Below are 18,665 nucleotides of genomic sequence, written 5' to 3'. Positions count from 1 at the left end.
GCGCGGCTGCGCTCAGTCTCCCGCGCCCGCCCGGATGAGACCGGCCTCGTAGGCCAGCACCACGGCCTGGACGCGGTCGCGCAGGCCGAGCTTGGCGAGGATCCGGCCGACATGGGTCTTGACGGTGGCTTCGGAGAGCACCAGACGGGCGGCGATCTCGCCGTTCGACAGGCCCTGGGCGACCAGCAGGAAGACCTCGCGCTCGCGCTCGGTGAGCGGGCCGAGGGTGGTCGGGCCGGGGGTGGCGGAGGAGGTCGGGAGCACCTCGGCGAAGCGGTCGATCATGCGGCGGGTGGTGGTCGGGGCGACCACCGCGTCGCCGGCGTGCACCGAGCGGATGGCGGCCACCAGCTCGGTCGGCGGCACGTCCTTGAGCAGGAAGCCGCTGGCCCCGGCCTTGAGCGCGGCGAAGGCGTACTCGTCCAGGTCGAAGGTGGTCAGGATGAGCACGTGCGGGGCGCCCGGAATGGGCGCGCCGTCCTCGCCGAGGCAGATCCGGCGGGTGGCCTGGACGCCGTCCAGCCGGGGCATCCGGACGTCCATCAGGATCACGTCGACCTCGGCCGTCCGCAGCACTTCGAGGGCCTGCGCCCCGTCGCCCGCCTCGGCGGCGATCTCGATGTCACCCTGCGACTGGAGGACCATCCGGAAGCCCGTGCGCAGCAGCTCCTGATCGTCGACCAGCATCACCCGGATCGTCACGTGAGACTCCTTCTACTTCGCTGTCCTGAGGGGGAGCACCGCGCGGATCCGGAAACCGCCGCCGGGCCGGGGGCCGATGTCGAGGCTGCCGCTGACCATGCCGACCCGCTCGCGCATGCCGATCAGACCATGCCCGAGGCCGTCCGTACCACCGTCGACCAGCTGCTCCGCGGTGGAGCCGCGGCCGTCGTCCTCGACCAGCACCTCCAGGTCCTGGTCGCGGAAGTCGACCGCCACCCTGGCCCGGGCCCCCGGCCCGCCGTGCTTGCGGACGTTGGTGAGCGCCTCCTGGACGATCCGGTAGACCGTCAGCTCCAGCCCGCGCGGCAGCTCCCGGGGATCGCCGGAGGTGGCGAAGTCCACCGGCAGCCCGGCCACCCGGACCTGCTCCAGCAGCTCGGGCAGCTCCTCCACACCGGGCTGCGGCACGTAGTCCTCGGCGGTGGCGGCCGTCCGCAGCACGCCCAGCAGGCGGCGCATCTCGACCAGCGCCTGGCGGCCGGTGGCGGCGATCGCGCCCAGCGCCTCCTTGGCCTGCTGCGGGGAGTTGTCCAGCACGTAGGCAGCGCCGTCGGCCTGAACGATCATCACCGAGACGTTGTGCGCGACCACGTCGTGCAGCTCACGGGCGATCCGGGCGCGCTCCGCGGCGACCGCCACCTTGGCCTGGGCGTCGCGCTCGCGCTCCAGCCGGGCGGCCCGGTCCTCCAGCTCGATCAGGTACGCCCGGCGCACCCTGGTCAGCCGGCCCCAGGCCCAGCACAGGATGAACGGGCTGGTCATCAGCGCGGACAGGAAGGCCAGCTGCAGGAAGCCGAGCGCCGGGTCGTTGTGCTCCGGGCCGGACTGGAACCGCCACACCGTCATCGGGCCGGCCAGCACCCCGGCGCCCAGCACCAGCCGGGAGGTCCAGGGCGCGCCGAACGCGGCGCCGGTGTAGGCGAAGACCAGGTAGCCGATGCTGGACAGGTTCGGGCTCACATTGAGCGCGATCTGCGCCAGCCCGAGCAGCACGGCGAAGGCCGAGACGGTGTCCGGGTAGCGCCGCCGGAAGACCATCAGGACCGGGATCGCCACAGCGACCGTGAGCCCGCCCAGGACCTGCCACTGGTCGTCCTGCTCGACCGCGGCCAGCACCCCGAAGAAGAGCAGCAGCAGCGCCCAGGCGGAGTCCACCACCATCGGGTGTCTGCGGAACCAGGCGTTGAGTCGATGCACGACTCCAGCCTAGGGAGTCGCCGAGCCGCTCCAGGTCCGCCGGGAGGGCGATCCGCCCTACTCCGCAGGGTGGAGACGCCCCCCGACTTCGATAACGTCGCCGCCATGGAGTGGATGCGGTGGCGGCCCGCCATGGAACAGGCCCTGTACGGGGCGGACGGCGGCTTCTACCGCAGGCCGGAGGGCCCGGCGGCCCACTTCAGGACCTCCGTGCACGCATCGCCCCGGTACGCCCTGGCGGTGCTCCGGCTGCTGTCGGGGGTGGACCTGGCGCTCGGCCACCCCGAGCAGCTGGCCTTCGTCGACGTCGGCGCCGGGCGCGGTGAGCTGACCGCCGCGGTACTGGCCGCGGCCGGCCCCGAGCTGGCGCCCCGGCTGCGCCCGTACGCGGTGGAGCTGGCCGCCCGGCCGGCGGGGCTGCCGGACGCGGTGGTGTGGACGGACCGGGTGCCCGCGGGCGTGCGCGGGCTGCTGTTCGCCAACGAGTGGCTGGACAACGTGCCGCTGGACGTCGCCGAGCGGGACGAGGCCGGGGTGCTGCGCTACGTCGAGGTCTCGCCGGCGGGCGAGGAGCGGCTCGGCGCGGAGCTGGACGAGGAGGACGCCCGGTGGGCCGCCCGCTGGTGGCCGGACGGCGACCGGGTGGAACTCGGCGGGCCGCGGGACGCCGCCTGGGCCGGGGCGGTGGGTGCGCTGGACAGCGGGCTGGCGGTCGCCGTCGACTACGCGCACCGTCGCCGGGACCGGCCGCCGTTCGGCACCCTGGCGGGTTTCCGGGCCGGCCGTGAGGTGCGCCCCGTGCCGGACGGCAGCTGCGACGTCACCGCGCACGTCGCGCTGGACTCGGCGACCGTCCCGGGTGTCCACAGCCTGTGGACAACCCAACGGGAAGCGCTGCACGCGCTCGGCGTGCACGGCGCGCGCCCCCCGCTCGCACTGGCCTCCAGCGATCCGGCCGGGTACCTGCGCGCCCTGTCCGGCGCGGGCGAGGCCGCCGAACTGACCGACCCCGCCGGTCTGGGCGGCTTCGGCTGGCTGGCCCAGGCCGTCCGGATGCCGGTACCGCAGAGCCTGGCGGGGCTGCCGGGATGGCAGACTCTGACCCCATGAGGGAGACCACGGTCGGCATCGGCGCAGGCGCAGAGACGCTCACCAGCGAGCTGGGCACCAGCGACATGGTGCTCAACATCGGCCCGCAGCACCCGTCCACGCACGGTGTCCTGCGGCTGAAGCTGGTCCTGGACGGCGAGCGGATCGTCGCCGCCGAGCCGGTGATCGGGTACATGCACCGCGGCGCGGAGAAGCTCTTCGAGGCCCGGGACTACCGGCAGATCATCATGCTGGCCAACCGGCACGACTGGCTCTCCGCCTTCGCCAACGAGCTGGGTGTGGTGCTCGCCGTCGAGCGGATGCTCGGCATGGAGGTGCCCGAGCGCGCGGTCTGGATCCGCACCATGCTGGCCGAGCTCAACCGGGTGCTCAACCACCTGATGTTCCTCGGCTCGTACCCCCTGGAGCTGGGCGGGATCACCCCGGTCTTCCACGCCTTCCACGGCCGCGAGGAACTCCAGCACGTGCTGGAGGAGGCCTCCGGCGGCCGGATGCACTACATGTTCAACCGGGTCGGCGGCCTCAAGGAGGACATCCCGGCCGGCTGGCTCGGCCGGGTCCGGGCCGCCGTCGCCACCGTCCGCTCGCAGCTGCCGGTCTTCGAGGACCTGGTGCTGGGCAACGAGATCTTCCGCGGCCGCACCGCCGGCGTCGGCGTGCTCTCCGCCGAGCACGTGCACGCGTACGGGGTCAGCGGCCCGATCGCCCGGGGCAGCGGCGTCGACTTCGACCTGCGCCGGGACGAGCCCTACCTGGCCTACGGCCAGCTGCAGGACGTGCTCACCGTGGTCACCCGGGAGGAGGGCGACTGCCTGGCCCGGTTCGAGTGCCTGCTGGAGCAGACCGCCAACTCGCTCGACCTCGCGGACGCCTGCCTGGACCGCCTCGGCGGGCTCCCGCCGGGGCCGGTCAACCTGCGGCTGCCCAAGGTCCTCAAGGCCCCCGAGGGCGAGACCTACGCGTGGACCGAGAACCCGCTCGGCATCAACGGCTACTACCTGGTCTCCCGCGGCGACAAGACCCCCTGGCGGCTGAAGCTGCGCTCCGCCTCCTACAACAACATCCAGGCCCTGACCGAACTGCTGCCGGGCACCCTGGTGGCCGACATGGTGGCCATCCTGGGCTCGATGTTCTTCGTCGTCGGCGACATCGACAAGTAACCCGGCCCCACCCGCACGCCCGTGGGCGGCGAAGAGGGGCGCTGGGGGAGAACTGCGCGAGGCGGCAGGTACGGCGCTGCGCTGCCGGGCTGAGCGGAAGGCCCCGGAGCCCCTCGACGTGCCCCCCGGGAGGGGTTACTCGTCGGCCGGGTGCGGAGCGAAGCTGCGGGCGCCGCCGGAGGCGATCCGCTGCTCGCAGAGCCCGGCCAGTACGGCGTAGCCGGCCGGCCCCATCAGTTCGGTGAGCTCGGGGCGGTAGCTGACGTACACCGGGTCGGGGGCGTTGTGCGCCTCGGGGCTGCCGGTGCACCACCAGTGCAGGTCGTGGCCGCCCGGGCCCCAGCCGCGGCGGTCGTACTCGCTGATGGTGACCTGGAGGTAGCGGGTGTCGTCCGGGCGGTCGATCCAGTCGTAGGTGCGGCGGACCGGCAGCTGCCAGCAGACGTCCGGCTTGGTCTCCAGCGGCTCCTTGCCCTCCTTGAGGGCCAGCGTGTGCAGGGCGCAGCCGGCGCCGCCCGCGAAACCGGGGCTGTTGAGGAAGATGCAGGCGCCGTTGACCCGGCTGGTCTGCCGGTCACCGTCCTCGTCGAACATGGTGATGCCGCCGTCGACCTTGAGCCGGCCCTTGGCGTCGGTGCCCCGGTCGAAGTTCTCCCAGGTCTCGGGGGACAGCCGGGCGGCGTGGCCGATCACCCGCTGCTCGTCGTCCTCGTCCGAGTAGTGCGCGCCGAGCGTGCAGCAGCCGTCGGAGGCCCCGCGGCCGGGCCGGATGCCGTGGCAGCCCTTGCCGAAGATGCAGCCCCAGCGCGAGGTCAGCCAGGTGAGGTCGCAGCGGAAGACCTGCTCCTCGTCGGCGGGGTCGGCGAACTCCACCCAGGCGCGGGCGAAGTCGAGCGGAACCTCGGGCCGGACCGTCGGCGGGGCCAGGTCGACCAGGACGGGGCCGGCCACGGCCTTGGCCTTGTCCTTCTCCTTGGCCTTCTTCGCCTTCTTGTCGGTCTTCGCGCTCTTCACGGTCTCTGCTGCCACCCCGCAAGGGTAGGCCCTCGAACAGCGCCGACCGGCCGGTCCAGGGCCGCGGCCGGTCGGTTTTCCGGTGCCCGGTCCGGCACTCCGGCCGGCGCGTGGTCGTGAAGCGGCTGTGAAAACGGAGCGGCGGCCCTGCGGCCGTCCCTGATCCGGGGCCTAGGATGGCGGCCGCCGGGGTACGGCGCAGGGGGCGCCGGCGGGGGCCGGGCCGACGGGGACGGGGGAGGGTCGAATGGCGGACAGGGTGCTGATCAAGCCGTGGGAAGTCCACGGCGAGGGACGCGAGTTCGAGGCGATCTCGCAGGAGTTCGGACAGGCCGCGGCGGAGCTGGAGAGCGCGTTGGCGGGCCTGGGCACCCCGTGGGGCCAGGACGAGCCCGGCAGCGGCTTCGGCACCGCGTACGGCGAGGCGCGCGAGGGTGTGCTGGCCGGGCTGCAGGGCCTCGCGGACCGGCTCGGCCGGATCGGCGGCGGGCTGCACACCATGGCCGAGAACGCGGAGGGCAACGAGGCCGACGTGCGTGCGGACTTCACCGGCCCGGGAACCGCGGCGGGCCCGGGAGCGGTCCGAGCCTGAACAGCCCAGCCACCGAAGACCCGTAGAGACACGACCGCAGAGGGGGACCCGCGTGTCCAGGAAGCTGCCGGAGGAACTCGCCCCGGCGCTGGCGAGGACCGGGCACCAGTGGCCCGAGACCGACGAGGACGGGCTGCGCCGCGCGGCGGGCCTGTGGCGGGAGTTCGGCGCCGAGTCCGAGCGGCTCTCGCGCCGCGGCGCCGACTCCGCGCACCGGGTCACCGGGGAGAACGAGGGCCGGGCGGTGGACGCCTTCGCCGAGCACTGGCGCGGCTTCAGCGGCGGTGGCCGGGGCCACCTGGACGATGCGCACGCCGCCGCCGAGGCACTGGCCGGCGCGCTCGACCGGGCGGCCGGCGCGGCCGAACACTGCAAGGCCGAACTGATCTCCGTGCTCACCGAGCTGGCCGAGCAGATCGAGCAGGCCGACGCCACCGAGGCGAAGGCCGCCGAGGAGGTCGCCCAGGCCGGACCGGGTCTGGGCGGGATGGTCGGCAAGGTGGTCGGCGCTGTCCGGGGCGCGATCGCCGAGGCCGGCGAGGAGGCGGCCGTGGAGGGTGCCGCGCTGCGGATCGCCGGGCTGCTGGAGGACCTCGGCCGGCAGATGCGCGACGGCCTGCGGGCCGCGCTGCGGGAGCCCGCCGTCGTCGCGCTGGAGCGGATCGCCCAGGCGGACGGCCGCGGCCTGCACGGGGAACTCCGGGCGAAGAGCGCGGCCCGTGACTCGGGGCAGTTCAGCGGCGCCGTGGGTGGTGCGGCCGGTGGTGCGGCGGCGGTGGCCGGGGTGCGCGCGCTCTCCGCGGCGGTCGGCCCCGACGGCCGGGTGCTCACCGACAAGGCCGGCAATCCGGTGCTGCTGGACGCCGAGGGCAAGCCGGTCACCGGCGTCCAGGGCCTGTCGGTGGCAGTGGACGAGCAGGGCCGTCCGGTGCTCGGCGAGGACGGCAATCCGGTGCTGCTGGACGCCCAGGGCACGCCGGTCACCGGCGTGGCCACCGGGGCGGACGGCCGGCCGCTGACCGACTCCGAGGGCCACCCGCTCACCGTGGCCGCCGACGGCCGGCTCGGTGCCGGCGGTCTGAGCCTGGCCGTGGGCGCGGACGGCAAGCCCGTGCTGGACGCCGACGGCAAGCCCGTGGTCACCGGCCCGGACGGCAAGCCGGTCGACGCGCTGGCCACCGACCGCGACGGCCGGCTGCTGACCGGCCGCGACGGCGGCCCGGTGGCGCTCGGCCAGGACCGGCCCGGCGGCCCGCACGACGGCGCGCACGAGGGCCTCGACGGTCTCGGCGACCCGGACGACCCGGATGCCGGCCCCGGCGGCCGGACCGGCAAGGACGGCCGGCCGCTGCTCACCGTGGACGACCAGGGCCTCACGCCAGAGCATGGCGGCAGGCCGCTGCTGACGGTGGACGCCGACCCGCTGTCCGGCACCGGGCCGGTGGCGGTCACCGCGGCCGCCGGCGGGTTCGGGACGGACGGCGCCGGACCTTCTCGCGACGAGGAGCCGGTGACCCTGCGGGCCGCGGGCGGCGGCGCTCCGCGCCATCAGACGTACAGTGCGCCCCTCACCCAGCCCGACGGCTACGACCTGCCCCCGGTGGCGCCGGTGCACCACGCGGCGCCGTCGGTGCACACCGACTCGGTCGTCCTCGACCCGCAGGTGGTCACGGCCTCGGCCGGTGGCGACGGGCCGGGCCCGGTCTCCGGCGGGGGCGGCTACCGCTCCGCCGAGCCCCCGGTGGCCGGCGGCGGTGGCTCGCCCGCGGGCGGCGGCGCCCCGTCCGGCGGCGGGTTCCAGCTCGGCCCGGTCGGTGGCGGATCCGCCGGGTCCGCGCCGGTGCTGGGCACCGGGGCCCCGGCCCCGGTGGGCGCCGGTCCGGTGGGCGTCGGTCCGGTGGGTGGAGCCACCGGCGCGCCCGTGGGCGGTGTGGGCGGTGTGGTCGGTGGTGGCGGGGCGGTGCCCGGCGGGGCCGGCGCGGGTGCGGCCGGCGCGGGTGCGCCGGTGGCGGGCCAGCCCGGTGCCACGGGCGCCGCGGGCCAGCCCGGTGCGGCCGCCGCCGTGGTCGGCGGCGGACCGGTGCCGGGCGGCGCCGGGGCGAGGTCGGCCATGGGCGCCCCGCTCCCCGGTGCGGCGCTCGGCAGCGGCTCGGCCTCCGGCGCCGGGGTGACCGGCCCGGTCGGCGGCTCGGCGCCGGTGCGGATCGGCCCCGAGGGCGGGTACGAGCTCCGCAGGCGTACCGAGAACCCGGAGCCCGCGCCGGCGGCCGGCGCACCGGTGGTCGCCCTGGCCCCGGGGGTGGGCGCCGTCTACCTGCTCGCCCGGTACGCCGGGCGCCCGGCACCGGAGGGCCCGCAGGCCCGCCCGGCCCAGGTGCGGACCATCGCGGACAGCCGTCCGTACGGACTCTCCGGCGGGCTCGGCCCGGTCGACCCGGCGCACCAGGCCGAGGTGCTCCGGCGCACCGCCGTGCCCGAGGGCGGCTCGCTCGACCTGCGCGACGACTGGACCGAGGCGCTGAACGGCGGCGGCCCGCGCGAGCCGGGCCGGGCCAACAACTGCGTGGACGTGGCGCTCTCGGCGGTCGACACCTACCTCGGCCACGCCTCCTGCGCCGCGCCCCGGCTGCCGGACGGGCCGGCCGGCGAGCGCGGTGGCCGGGACCGCGCGGAGCGCGAGCTCGGCACCCGCTTCCACGACCTCGGCGACGGGCCCCACGCCCTGGCCAGGCTGGCCGGGAGCCTGCTGCGCTCCGGCCCCGGCGCCCAGGCGGTGCTGCTGACCCTGGACGGGTTCGGCCGCTCGCACACCTGGAACGCGGTCAGCGACGGCAGCGCGGTGCACTACCTCGACCACCAGGAGGCCCGCCGCTCGGCGCAGCCGCTGCACCCGGTCGAGCACGGCCTGTGGGCGATCGCCCTGGACGCGGACTGCCGGCCGATCGACCTGGCCGACGCCCCGGCCGCGGCCACCGTGCCCGTCCCGCAGTCCGCCGCCCCGCAGTCCGCCGTCCCGCAGCCCGGCGTCCCGCAGCCCGCCGCCCCGCCGCAGTCCGCCGCGCCGGAGCAGCCCGCCCCGCCGCGCTCGCGGCTCACCGCCCACCACAGCCCCGCCGCAGGCCCGAGGAGCACCCGCCGATGATCACCCGTGAGCAGGCCGTCGACACGGCCCACCGCTGGATCAACGGCGAGCTCCCGCAGGAGGCCGCCCGGGCCGTGCGCTCGCACGAGTTCGAGCTCGGCTGGGTGGTCTGGCCGGAGCCGTCGCCGGTCCAGGTGGATCCGCTCACCGGTGCCCGCCGCGCCCCCGAGGAGATCGGCGCCGCCTGCGCGGTGGTCGACCGGGTCACCGGCGAGCTGACCGTGTGGCCGTCCGTGCCCGTGCCGGCGGTGGTCCGGCGCTACCGGGACAAGCTGGGCGCGGGCAGCTACGACCCCGCGCTGCCGCCGTGCACCGGCCCCGGGGTGCGGGCCACCCTGGTCCACCGCGACGCCGAGGGCGAGCCGCGGACCCTGGTGGTGGACTCCGCCCACGGGCTGCCGCACCCGCTGCTGCGCGGTTGGCAGCAGCTGAGGCAGCAGGGCGTGCAGCCGGCCGACCTGGTCTCGCTCCACGCCGACCTGCGGCCCGGCATGCTCCCGGGCGGCTACTGGGCGTACGTCCTGCGGGCCGTGCTGCCGGACACCCCGATCGGGTACGACCACGCCAACGGGCCCTGGTTCGACCACCGTGCCGAGGGCGCCCGCCAGGTCTCGGCGGGCCGGGCCCGGCCGGGGGAGGCCAGGCTGAACCGGGTGCCCTTCCCGGTCGCCGTCCCGCCCGCCCAGCCGGAGTCCGCGCCGGACCTGGCGGCCCGGCTGGCCGCCCTGTTCGGCCCGGACGGCGTGCGCCGCTTCGACCCCGAGGCGGTGCTCGCCGCCGACCTGCCGGAGGCGGTGGCCCGCCCGCTGCGCGAGGTCGGCCTGCCCCGGGTGGTCGAGGGCTTCTTCACCCTCCACCACCCCGAGCCGGACGGCGTCCTGGACGGCGCCCCGACCGCCCCCGTGCTGCCCGAGCTGACCGCCCACCTGGCCGCCGCCGGCCGGGGCGAGGGGGCCACCGCGGCCGCCCGGCAGGCCCTGCTCGGCCAGGTGCTGCTCGGCACGGACGGCTGGTCGCTGCTCACCGTCGACACCGCCCGGGGCCGGGTCCGCGCGATCGACCCCGACCACGCCGGCGCCCGCTACTGCAACGCGGATCTGACCGCCTTCACCCGCTGCCTGGCCCTGCTCGCCGACCGGCTGCCCCGGCTGCGCGGCCTCGACCCGCAGACCGCCGGCCCGGCCGTCGCCGAGTTCCAGTGGGCGCTGGCCACCCTGGACCGCACGGTCTTCGACGACCCGGAGAACTGGTGGGCCGTCGTCGTCGAGCAGCTCTGGCACGGCCAGCTCTGACCCGGCCGGCCCCGGGGCAGTCGGCCCCGGGGCGGTGCCCGGGCCGGATCGGCGTCAGCCCCGCAGGAAGTCCTCCAGCGCGGTGGTGAAGGCGACCGGAAGCTCGTGCATCGGGTAGTGGCCGGAGTTGGCGAGGATCTCCAGGGTCGCCTCGGGGTAGTGGGTCAGCCAGGTGGCCCGCATCACCGGCTCGGTGAGGGCCAGGTCGTGCTCGCCGATGAAGACCCGCACCGGCAGCCGGCTGCCGGCGATCTTGGCGGCGAAGTCCTGGGTGGTCCAGTCGTTCAGGTAGCTCCGGAAGGCCTCCGGGCGGGAGTCGGCGACCGAGCGGGCGGTCATCAGGTCCAGCCAGGCGCCGTTCGCCCGCTGCCCGGTGACCAGGTCGAGGATGGCGCGCCGGTTGGCCGGGCGCTCGGCCGCGCCGTGGAACAGCGCGTGCGCCTCGGCGTCCAGCGGGTACGCGGAGGCCGGCACCGGGGTGATCCCGGCGAGCCGGTGGACCCGGTGCGGCGCCTCGACCAGCACCCGCTGGGCGGCCTTGGCCCCCATCGAGTGCCCGACCAGCGAGAACCGGCCCCACCCGAGCTGGTCGGCGAGGTCCAGGACGTCCTGGGCGATCTCCGCGAGGGTGTACTCGCCGGGCACCTGCGCCCGGTCCCCGTAGCCGCGGTAGTCGAGCAACGCGTAGCTGAACTCCTCGCCGTCCAGGTAGTCCAGGACCGGCCCCCAGTTCCGGGTGGTGCCGAACCAGTCGTGCAGCACCACCACCCGGTGCTCGCCGGTGCCGATGAGTCGGTGACTGATCGTCATATGGTCGTCCTCCGAGCCGAGATGAGGTCCCCGTCCGATGGGAATTCATCCCCGATCGGCTGCCGGTCAACCATCGCGGTCGGCCCCGGCCCGGCCCCCGGGACCGCACAATCGGGCAGGTGAACGGGTCGGATCGCGTAGCGTGGAGCGTTATGCGACTCGGTGTGCTCGACGTAGGTTCCAACACCGTCCACTTCCTCGTGGTGGACGCCCACCCCGGTGCTGCCCCGCTGCCCGCGTACTCGCACAAGGCCGAGCTGCGGCTGGCCGAGCTGCTGGACGCGGACGGGGCGATCGGCGCGGAGGGCGTCGAGCGCCTGACCGCCATGGTCGCCTCCTCGATCCGGGTGGCCGAGGACAAGGGCGTGGTGGACCTGCTGCCCTTCGCCACCTCGGCCGTCCGCGAGGCGGTCAACGGCGAGGCGGTGCTCGCCCGGATCGCCGACGAGACCGGGGTGGCCCTCCAAGTGCTGTCCGGGCAGGACGAGGCCCGGCTGACCTTCCTGGCCGTCCGCCGCTGGTTCGGCTGGTCCTCCGGCCGGCTGCTCAACCTGGACATCGGCGGTGGCTCGCTGGAGATGGCCTGCGGCATCGACGAGCAGCCCGACGTGGCCTGCTCGCTGCCGCTCGGCGCCGGCCGGCTGACCGCCCGGCTGCCCGGCGACGTCGCCGACCCGGACGACCTGCGGGAGCTGCGCCGCCACATCCGCACCGAGATCGCCCGGGTGGTGGGCGAGTTCGCCCGGATCGGCGCGCCCGACCACGCCGTCGCCACCTCCAAGACCTTCAAGCAACTCGCCCGGATGACCGGCGCCGCCCCGGCCGACGCCGGTGCCCGGGTGCCCCGCCGGCTCACCCGGGCCGGGCTGTCCGCCTGGCTGCCCCGGCTGAGCACCATGACGGTCGCCGAGCGGGCCCAGATCCCCGGCGTCTCCGAGGGCAGGGCAAGACAGTTGCTGGCCGGCGCCCTGGTGGCGGACGCGGCGATGGACCTGTTCGGCCTGGAACAGCTGGACATCTGTCCCTGGGCCCTTCGGGAGGGCATCATCCTGCGCCGCCTGGACACGCTCGACCTCGCCGCCACCCGGCCGCCCGCGCTGACCGCCTGACGGCGACGGCCCCGTGACGTCCGGCACGTCCCATTCGGCCGCGTGGCCGCTTACGCTGTTGCCCGTGGCGGAACCAGCGGACCAGGACGGGGCCCGGCCGGATCGCGCTGCCGGGAAGCGGCAGCCGGGGGCGGGCCGGCCGCGCCGCGCGAGGGCCACCGCCGAACCGGCGGCCGAGCGCAGGGCCGCCCGGGCCGCAGCGGAGGCGGCCGAACGGGCGGAGCAGGGCGAGGGGCCCAGGGAGAGCCGCGGTGCCAAGGCCGCCCGGGCGGCGAAGGCCGTCAAGGCCGCCAAGACCGCACAGGTGGCCAAGGCGGCCAAGGCCGTGAAGACCGCCCGCGCCGCCAAGGCCGCCCGCCGCGCCCCGCTGCTGCGCACCACCGACCGGCTGGTGCTCCCCCCGCACCCCGGCCTGCACATCCCGGACACCAAGGTCGCGCTCTCCACCGCCTCGGTCTACCCGGCCAACACCGCCACCGCCTTCGAGCTGGCCGCCAAGCTCGGCTACGACGGCGTCGAGGTGATGGTCTGGAACGACCCGATCAGCCAGGACATCGAGGCCCTGCGCCGCCTCTCCGACGCCCACCGGATGCCGATCCTGGCGGTGCACGCGCCCTGCCTGCTGATCACCCAGCGGGTCTGGACCTCGGACCCGTGGACGAAGCTGGTACGGGCCAGGGCCGCCGCCGAGAAGCTGGGCGCCGACACCGTGGTGGTGCACCCGCCGTTCCGCTGGCAGCGGCAGTACGCCCGGGAGTTCGTCGAGGGCATCGACCGGATGGCGGGCGAGACCCACGTCCGGTTCGCGGTGGAGAACATGTACCCGTGGCGCTACCGGGACCGCGAGATGCTCGCCTACGCCCCGGGCTGGGACGTCACCGAGGAGGAGTACCGGCACTTCACCATCGACCTCTCGCACGCGGCCACCTCCCGGATCGACGCCCTGGAGATGTCCGCCCGGATGGGCGACCGGCTGGCCCACGTCCACCTCGCCGACGGCGCCGGCTCCGGCAAGGACGAGCACCTCATCCCCGGCCGCGGCAAGCAGCCCTGCGCCGCCCTGCTGGAGCAGCTCGCCCGTACCGGCTTCGACGGGCATGTGGTGCTGGAGGTCAACACCCGCCGCTCCGCCTCCCCGGCGGAGCGCGAGGCCGACCTCGCGGAGGCGCTCGCCTTCACCCGCCTCCACCTGGCCACTCCGGCCCGCCTGCGCTGACCGCCGTACCGGGCCGGGCCCGCCGCTCCCGCCCCGCCGCCGCGGGCCGCCACGTAGGCTGTCCGGATACGAAGGGGGAGTCCCATGACCGGTCTTCAGCAGCGCGACTACGCCATGTCCTTCGGCCCGGTGGCGGCCCAGTACCAGGCCCACCGGCCCGCCTACCCGCCGGAGCTGTTCGAGCAGCTGGAGCGCCTGACCGGGCGCCCGCTGCGGGGCGCGGACGTGCTGGACGTCGGCGCCGGGACGGGCATCGCCACCCGGCTGCTGCAGGCCCGCGGCGCCCGGGTGACGGCCGTCGAGCCGAGCGCCGGGATGGCCGCCCAGCTGCTCGCGGCGGCGCCCGGCACCCCGCTGGTGCGGGCCGGCGGCGAGGAGCTGCCGTTCCACGACTCCACCGCCGACCTGATCACCTACGCGCAGGCCTTCCACTGGACCGACCCGGCCCGCTCCGTCCCGGAGGCGATCCGGGTGCTGCGCCCCGGCGGCGCGCTGGCGCTGTGGTGGAACCACCCCGACAGCAGCGTCCCCTGGCTGGCGGCCTCGCGCGACCGGCTGGTGGCCGCGCTCACCCCGTACCACCCGAACGTGCGGCCGGACAGCACGGCCGAGCCGCTGGCCGAGCACGGCCTGCGGGTGACCGAGGTCGAGCTGGCCTGGGAGCGCCGGACCACCGTCGACAGCCTGGTCGCCGAGCTCGGCTCCCGCTCCCACCTCGCGGTGCTGCCGGCGGAGGTCAGGGACGAGCTGCTGGCCGCCGAGCGCGCGGCGCTGCGGGTCGAGTTCCCGGACGGCTCGATCCTGCAGCCCTGGCGGCTCAGCCTCTCGGTCGGCGTCGGCGCCGACGTCGGCTGACCGGATCGCGGACGGTCCGTCCGACGGCTGGGCCCGGAGCGTAGGCTCGATAGCCACAGCGGCCCTGCGCCCTCCCACCAGAGCAGCGGTCGCCAGCAGCCTCCGAAGGAGTGGCGCGAATGCCCGAGCTGAAGTCCCGTACGGTCACCCACGGTCGCAACATGGCGGGCGCCCGCGCGCTCCTTCGGGCCGCCGGCGTAGCCCGCGAGGACTTCGGGAAGCCGATCATCGCGGTGGCCAACTCGTTCACCGAGTTCGTGCCCGGCCACACCCACCTCCAGCCGGTCGGCCGGATCGTCTCCGAGGCGATCAAGGAGGCCGGCGGCATCCCCCGCGAGTTCAACACCATCGCGGTCGACGACGGCATCGCCATGGGCCACCACGGCATGCTCTACTCGCTGCCCTCGCGCGATCTGATCGCCGACTCGGTCGAGTACATGGTCAGCGCGCACTGCGCGGACGCGCTGATCTGCATCTCGAACTGCGACAAGATCACCCCCGGCATGCTGATGGCCGCGCTGCGCCTCAACATCCCCACCGTGTTCGTCTCCGGCGGCCCGATGGAGGCCGGCCAGGCCGTCCTGGTCGACGGCACCGTGCGCAAGCTGGACCTGGTCAACGCGATCTCCGACGCCGTCAACGAGAACGTCTCGGACGAGGACATCGCGATCATCGAGGAGAACGCCTGCCCGACCTGCGGGTCCTGCTCGGGCATGTTCACCGCCAACTCGATGAACTGCCTGGCCGAGGCGATCGGCCTGGCGCTGCCGGGCAACGGCTCGGTGCTGGCCACCCACACCGCCCGCAAGGCGCTGTACGAGGACGCCGGCCGCACCATCGTCGACATCACCCGGCGCCACTACCACCAGGACGACTACTCCGTCCTGCCGCGCTCCATCGCCACCCGGGCCGCCTTCGAGAACGCCATGGCGCTGGACATCGCGATGGGCGGCTCCACCAACACCATCCTGCACCTGCTGGCCGCCGCCCAGGAGGCCGAGCTGGACTTCGACATGCGGGACATCGACGCGATCTCGCGCCGGGTGCCCTGCCTGTCCAAGGTGGCGCCCAACGGCAAGTACTACATGGAGGACGTCCACCGGGCCGGCGGCATCCCCGCCATCCTCGGCGAGCTGTACCGCGGCGGGCTGCTCGACGAGGGCGTGCACACCGTGCACTCCGGCTCGCTCGCCGAGTGGCTGAAGACCTGGGACATCCGCGGCGGCTCGCCGTCGCCGACCGCCGTCGAGCTGTTCCACGCCGCCCCCGGCTGCGTCCGCTCGGCCACCGCCTTCTCGCAGTCCGAGCGCTGGGACACCCTGGACACCGACGCCGCCGGCGGCTGCATCCGCAGCGTCGAGCACGCCTACTCGGTCGAGGGCGGCCTGGCGGTGCTCTACGGCAACCTGGCCGAGGACGGCTGCATCGTGAAGACCGCCGGGGTGGACGAGTCGATCTGGACCTTCAGCGGCCCCGCCGTGGTGCTGGAGTCGCAGGAGGACGCGGTCGACGCGATCCTCACCAAGCGGGTCAAGGAGGGCGACGTGGTCGTCATCCGCTACGAGGGCCCCAAGGGCGGCCCGGGCATGCAGGAGATGCTCTACCCGACCTCCTTCCTGAAGGGCCGGGGCCTGGGCAAGGCCTGCGCGCTGATCACCGACGGCAGGTTCTCCGGCGGCACCTCGGGCCTGTCGATCGGCCACGCCTCGCCCGAGGCGGCCTCCGGCGGCACCATCGCGCTGGTCGAGGACGGCGACATCGTCGCCATCGACATCCCCGGCCGCTCGGTCGAGCTCAAGGTCTCCTTCGAGGAGCTGCACGAGCGGCGCCTCAAGCTGGAGGCCGACGGCGGCTACCGCCCGAAGTCCCGGGTCCGCCCGGTCAGCGCCGCCCTCAAGGCGTACGCCGCGATGGCCACCTCCGCGGACAAGGGCGCCGTCCGGGACGTCAGCAAGCTCGGCTGACCCGGCGCCCGGGCGGGTGCCCGCAGCCGTGACGGAGCCGTCCCCGCGCCGGGGGCGGCTCCGTTCGTGGTCCGGGCCCCGGGCCGGGCCATAATCGGATCCGTGGACGACGTACAGAGCACCATCCCCGGCCCCCGACCCGGCGACGGCCCGGCGCCCGAGCCGATCCGCTGGTTCGGCACCAGCTGGGTCGAGCGCGGCGCCGGGTACTGGGCCCGGCGGGTCCTGGTCGCGCTCGGCGCGCTGGCCGCCGCGGCGGTCGGCGCCCTGCTGCTGCGCTTCGCGGTGGCCGGCGTGACGATGTCCGAGGCCGGCGGCTTCGTGAACCTCCTGCTGGTCGGCGCCATCGCGATCTGCTCCTGCCTGGCCGCGGTGCGCACCTGGAAGGTGCTCACCGAGGGCCGGGACTCGCTGACCGGCTGGATGGCCGAGGACAGGTCGCTCGGCGCGGTCTGGATCATCGGCGGGGTCGGCGCCCTGGCCGCGTACTTCTTCCGCAGCCTGGTCGAGGCGCCGGGCGAGGGTGTCCGGCGGGCCGCGCACGAGCGCGCCGTCGCGGCCCACCTGCGCCGCCGCGACGCCCGCGCCGGGCGCCCCGGTGGGAAGCCCGGCCGCAAGCGCCGCTGACGGCTCGGCTCAGGTCCGGGAGAGCGTCCCGCAGCCCTCGCCGCGGTCCTCGCCCAGCGGCTTGGACCGGTCGTACGGGTCGGTCGGCGGGCCGCTCGGGCTCCCGCCGGTGCCGCCGCCGTCCGGCAGGCCCGGGATCGGGAAGGACGGCTCCAGGTAGCCGCTGCCCATCGTGCAGACGTTGTTGCCGAAGTCGCCGTTCCAGGCCTCCAGCACCAGCTTGCCCGGGTCGACCTTGTAGCGGGCCGGGTTGTAGAAGCGGAAGTCCACCACCCGGCGGACGATCTCCCGCTCCACCCGGTTGTCGCCGCCCGCGCCGCCCTTGCCGCCCGCGCCGTCGGACCAGGCGACCGGCTTGGCGCCCGCGGAGGGCCCGCCCGGGGCGCCGCCGGGCGCGTCGTGCTTCTTGCCGGCGTCCGGGCCCGGGCGCAGCGCGTACACGTAGGTGACGTCGGAGTGGACCAGGACGCCCTTGTCGCCGTCGCTGTCGAAGGTGATCCTGCCCTGCACCCTGACCTGGTCGGTGACCGGCACGGCCCGGCGCGGGTCGAAGCGGCTGAACAGGCTCGCCGGGTCGTGCTCGGCGGACGGGCCGGCCAGGTCCTTCTCGACCAGCTCGCGGCTGTGCCGGTCGAGCAGCGCCAAGGCGTCCTGCGGGGTCGCCCCGGCGAGCGTCTTCGGGTCGATGTTGGCCGCGACCAGGAACTGCTTCACCTTGCTCAGCTGGTCGGCCACCTGGTCCTTGTCGAACACGCCGACCGCGGTTGCCGCCGGCAGCGCCAGCGCGTCCGCGCCGGCCGGCCACTGGGCGGCGGGGGAGCCCGCCCACGGGTTCTCGAGGGTCGGGGTGTCGGGGTCGACGGCGGGCGGTGCGGCGGTGGGCGCGGCCGTCTCCGGGCCGAGGGTCGGGGCGGCGGCCGAGCTGCCGTCCCCGCGGCCCTGGTACCACTCGCGCAGCCGGTCGACGTTCAGGGCCGCCAGCGTCACGGCGATCGCCAGCGTGATGAACAGTGGTGCCTGCCATGCGGGCTGGCGCCGCTTCGGGCGGCCCCACGAGTCCACCCGGGTGGCCCGGCGGCCGAACCGGCGGCGCCGAATCCGCGGCTCCTGCGGAGCCTCGTGCCGGAACGGCACGGCCTCGGGCGGCTGGCGCTTCCACTTCGCGCTGAGCATCCGTGAGCGCCCGGAGGGCTCCTTGACGGTAGCTCCCCTGATGAACTCCTCGTCGAGCACCAAGTCCTCGAACGGGTCCGAGGAGGGCTCCTCCGAGGGGCGCGGGCTGGGGTCTTCGGCTATCGGCACGCGGTCAGTATGCCGACGCCCTCGGACACCCGTTCGCCAGGGTGGGGGCGCCCCGGCCCGCGGGCGGCCGTTCGGTGCCGGTTTCCGCCCTTTCGCCTGGTCCCGGCGGTGCGTCAGGCCTCAGGTGCCGGCCGCCGGGACGCAGCCGTCGTGCTCCTGGAGCGGCCTGGACCGGTCGTACGGAGGTCGGCGTGCACCAGGAGTCCGTTCTCGCCGTCGTGGCGGGTGGTGATGGTGCTCCGGACCTTCACCGCCGGGGTGACGGGCACGGCCCGGCGGGGATCGAAGCGGCTGAACCAGGCCGTCGGTGCGGCCGTGCGGCCAGGGGCGGCGAGCGCGCGCTCGGCCGCGGTCCGGGCCGCGGTGTCCATCAGCTCCAGCGCGGCGGTCGGAACGCCGCCCGACACCGTCGCCGGATCGATGTTGGCGGCCACCAGGCCGGTCCAGGGTGCCCGCCGGGCGGGCGCCGGGGTGGCCGCCCGGTGTCCCGAACGGCAGTCGGTCGAGGTTGAGCGCACCGAGGGTGACCACCGCGGTCAGCGCCACCAGCAC

The 18,665-nt window shown here is 75.5% G+C and carries 16 protein-coding genes; 10 read left to right on the top strand and 6 right to left on the bottom strand.

The window, feature by feature from the left end:
* Nucleotides 1-12: 12 nt before the first annotated feature.
* Both AB0K43_RS16325 and AB0K43_RS16320 read right to left on the bottom strand, forming a co-directional pair.
* Nucleotides 13-702 carry a response regulator transcription factor gene (locus AB0K43_RS16325; RefSeq protein ID WP_363640105.1) on the bottom strand — a complete coding sequence of 230 codons (690 nt, stop codon included), beginning with the start codon at nt 700-702 and terminating at the stop codon, nt 13-15.
* Nucleotides 703-714: 12 nt separating this feature from the next.
* Nucleotides 715-1,920 (bottom strand): sensor histidine kinase, encoded by a 1,206-nt coding sequence (locus AB0K43_RS16320; protein ID WP_363640103.1) that lies wholly within the window; start codon nt 1,918-1,920, stop codon nt 715-717.
* A 105-nt stretch (nt 1,921-2,025) separates the two neighbouring features.
* Between AB0K43_RS16320 and AB0K43_RS16315 the strand changes: the two genes are divergently transcribed.
* Both AB0K43_RS16315 and AB0K43_RS16310 read left to right on the top strand, forming a co-directional pair.
* A complete protein-coding gene (locus AB0K43_RS16315; protein WP_363640101.1) occupies nt 2,026-3,030 on the top strand; it encodes an SAM-dependent methyltransferase in 1,005 nt (334 codons plus the stop codon).
* The gene (locus AB0K43_RS16310; protein WP_363640099.1) at nt 3,027-4,190 is read left to right on the top strand and encodes an NADH-quinone oxidoreductase subunit D; all 1,164 of its coding nucleotides are present in this window, start codon (nt 3,027-3,029) and stop codon (nt 4,188-4,190) included. The genes AB0K43_RS16315 and AB0K43_RS16310 overlap by 4 nt, the downstream gene beginning before the upstream one ends.
* A gap of 135 nt (nt 4,191-4,325) precedes the next feature.
* On the opposite strand, the gene AB0K43_RS16305 is transcribed toward AB0K43_RS16310, so the two are convergent.
* Entirely contained in the window at nt 4,326-5,219 is an 894-nt protein-coding gene (locus tag AB0K43_RS16305) for a hypothetical protein (protein ID WP_363640097.1), read from the bottom strand.
* A 232-nt stretch (nt 5,220-5,451) separates the two neighbouring features.
* Here AB0K43_RS16305 and AB0K43_RS16300 point away from each other — a divergent pair, with 232 nt between their 5' ends.
* From AB0K43_RS16300 to AB0K43_RS16290, 3 genes are read left to right on the top strand one after another with little or no spacing between them, the layout of a single operon-like run.
* Nucleotides 5,452-5,796, top strand: coding sequence for a hypothetical protein (locus tag AB0K43_RS16300; RefSeq protein WP_363640095.1), 345 nt, complete (start codon nt 5,452-5,454; stop codon nt 5,794-5,796).
* Between the two features lie 52 nt (nt 5,797-5,848).
* On the top strand, nt 5,849-8,938 hold the full coding sequence (locus AB0K43_RS16295; protein ID WP_363640093.1) for a toxin glutamine deamidase domain-containing protein: 3,090 nt from the start codon (nt 5,849-5,851) through the stop codon (nt 8,936-8,938).
* A complete protein-coding gene (locus tag AB0K43_RS16290; RefSeq protein WP_363640091.1) occupies nt 8,935-10,230 on the top strand; it encodes an SUKH-4 family immunity protein in 1,296 nt (431 codons plus the stop codon). Before AB0K43_RS16295 ends, AB0K43_RS16290 begins: the two co-directional genes overlap by 4 nt.
* 54 nt (nt 10,231-10,284) lie before the next feature.
* On the opposite strand, the gene AB0K43_RS16285 is transcribed toward AB0K43_RS16290, so the two are convergent.
* A complete protein-coding gene (locus AB0K43_RS16285; protein WP_363640089.1) occupies nt 10,285-11,040 on the bottom strand; it encodes an alpha/beta hydrolase in 756 nt (251 codons plus the stop codon).
* Between the two features lie 152 nt (nt 11,041-11,192).
* Between AB0K43_RS16285 and AB0K43_RS16280 the strand changes: the two genes are divergently transcribed.
* From AB0K43_RS16280 to AB0K43_RS16260, 5 genes are all read left to right on the top strand, one after another.
* On the top strand, nt 11,193-12,149 hold the full coding sequence (locus tag AB0K43_RS16280; protein ID WP_363640087.1) for a Ppx/GppA phosphatase family protein: 957 nt from the start codon (nt 11,193-11,195) through the stop codon (nt 12,147-12,149).
* A 412-nt stretch (nt 12,150-12,561) separates the two neighbouring features.
* The gene (locus AB0K43_RS16275; protein WP_363640266.1) at nt 12,562-13,365 is read left to right on the top strand and encodes a sugar phosphate isomerase/epimerase; all 804 of its coding nucleotides are present in this window, start codon (nt 12,562-12,564) and stop codon (nt 13,363-13,365) included.
* Nucleotides 13,366-13,449: 84 nt separating this feature from the next.
* On the top strand, nt 13,450-14,220 hold the full coding sequence (locus AB0K43_RS16270; RefSeq protein WP_363640085.1) for a class I SAM-dependent methyltransferase: 771 nt from the start codon (nt 13,450-13,452) through the stop codon (nt 14,218-14,220).
* Between the two features lie 119 nt (nt 14,221-14,339).
* A complete protein-coding gene (gene ilvD, locus AB0K43_RS16265) occupies nt 14,340-16,184 on the top strand; it encodes a dihydroxy-acid dehydratase (protein ID WP_363640083.1) in 1,845 nt (614 codons plus the stop codon).
* A gap of 102 nt (nt 16,185-16,286) precedes the next feature.
* Nucleotides 16,287-16,811, top strand: a complete 525-nt coding sequence (locus tag AB0K43_RS16260; protein WP_363640081.1) for a hypothetical protein — start codon at nt 16,287-16,289, stop codon at nt 16,809-16,811.
* Between the two features lie 9 nt (nt 16,812-16,820).
* Here AB0K43_RS16260 and AB0K43_RS16255 read toward each other — a convergent pair whose 3' ends face one another.
* Together AB0K43_RS16255 and AB0K43_RS16250 are read right to left on the bottom strand one after the other, a co-directional pair.
* Complete coding sequence (locus AB0K43_RS16255; protein ID WP_363640079.1) at nt 16,821-18,113, bottom strand: hypothetical protein; 1,293 nt, start codon at nt 18,111-18,113, stop codon at nt 16,821-16,823.
* A gap of 113 nt (nt 18,114-18,226) precedes the next feature.
* Complete coding sequence (locus tag AB0K43_RS16250) at nt 18,227-18,631, bottom strand: hypothetical protein (RefSeq protein WP_363640077.1); 405 nt, start codon at nt 18,629-18,631, stop codon at nt 18,227-18,229.
* Nucleotides 18,632-18,665: the final 34 nt, after the last annotated feature.

Origin of the sequence: Kitasatospora sp. NPDC049258, from assembly GCF_040678895.1 — a bacterium.
Lineage (GTDB): Bacteria > Actinomycetota > Actinomycetes > Streptomycetales > Streptomycetaceae > Kitasatospora.
This window is presented reverse-complemented; position numbering and strand designations above follow the sequence as displayed.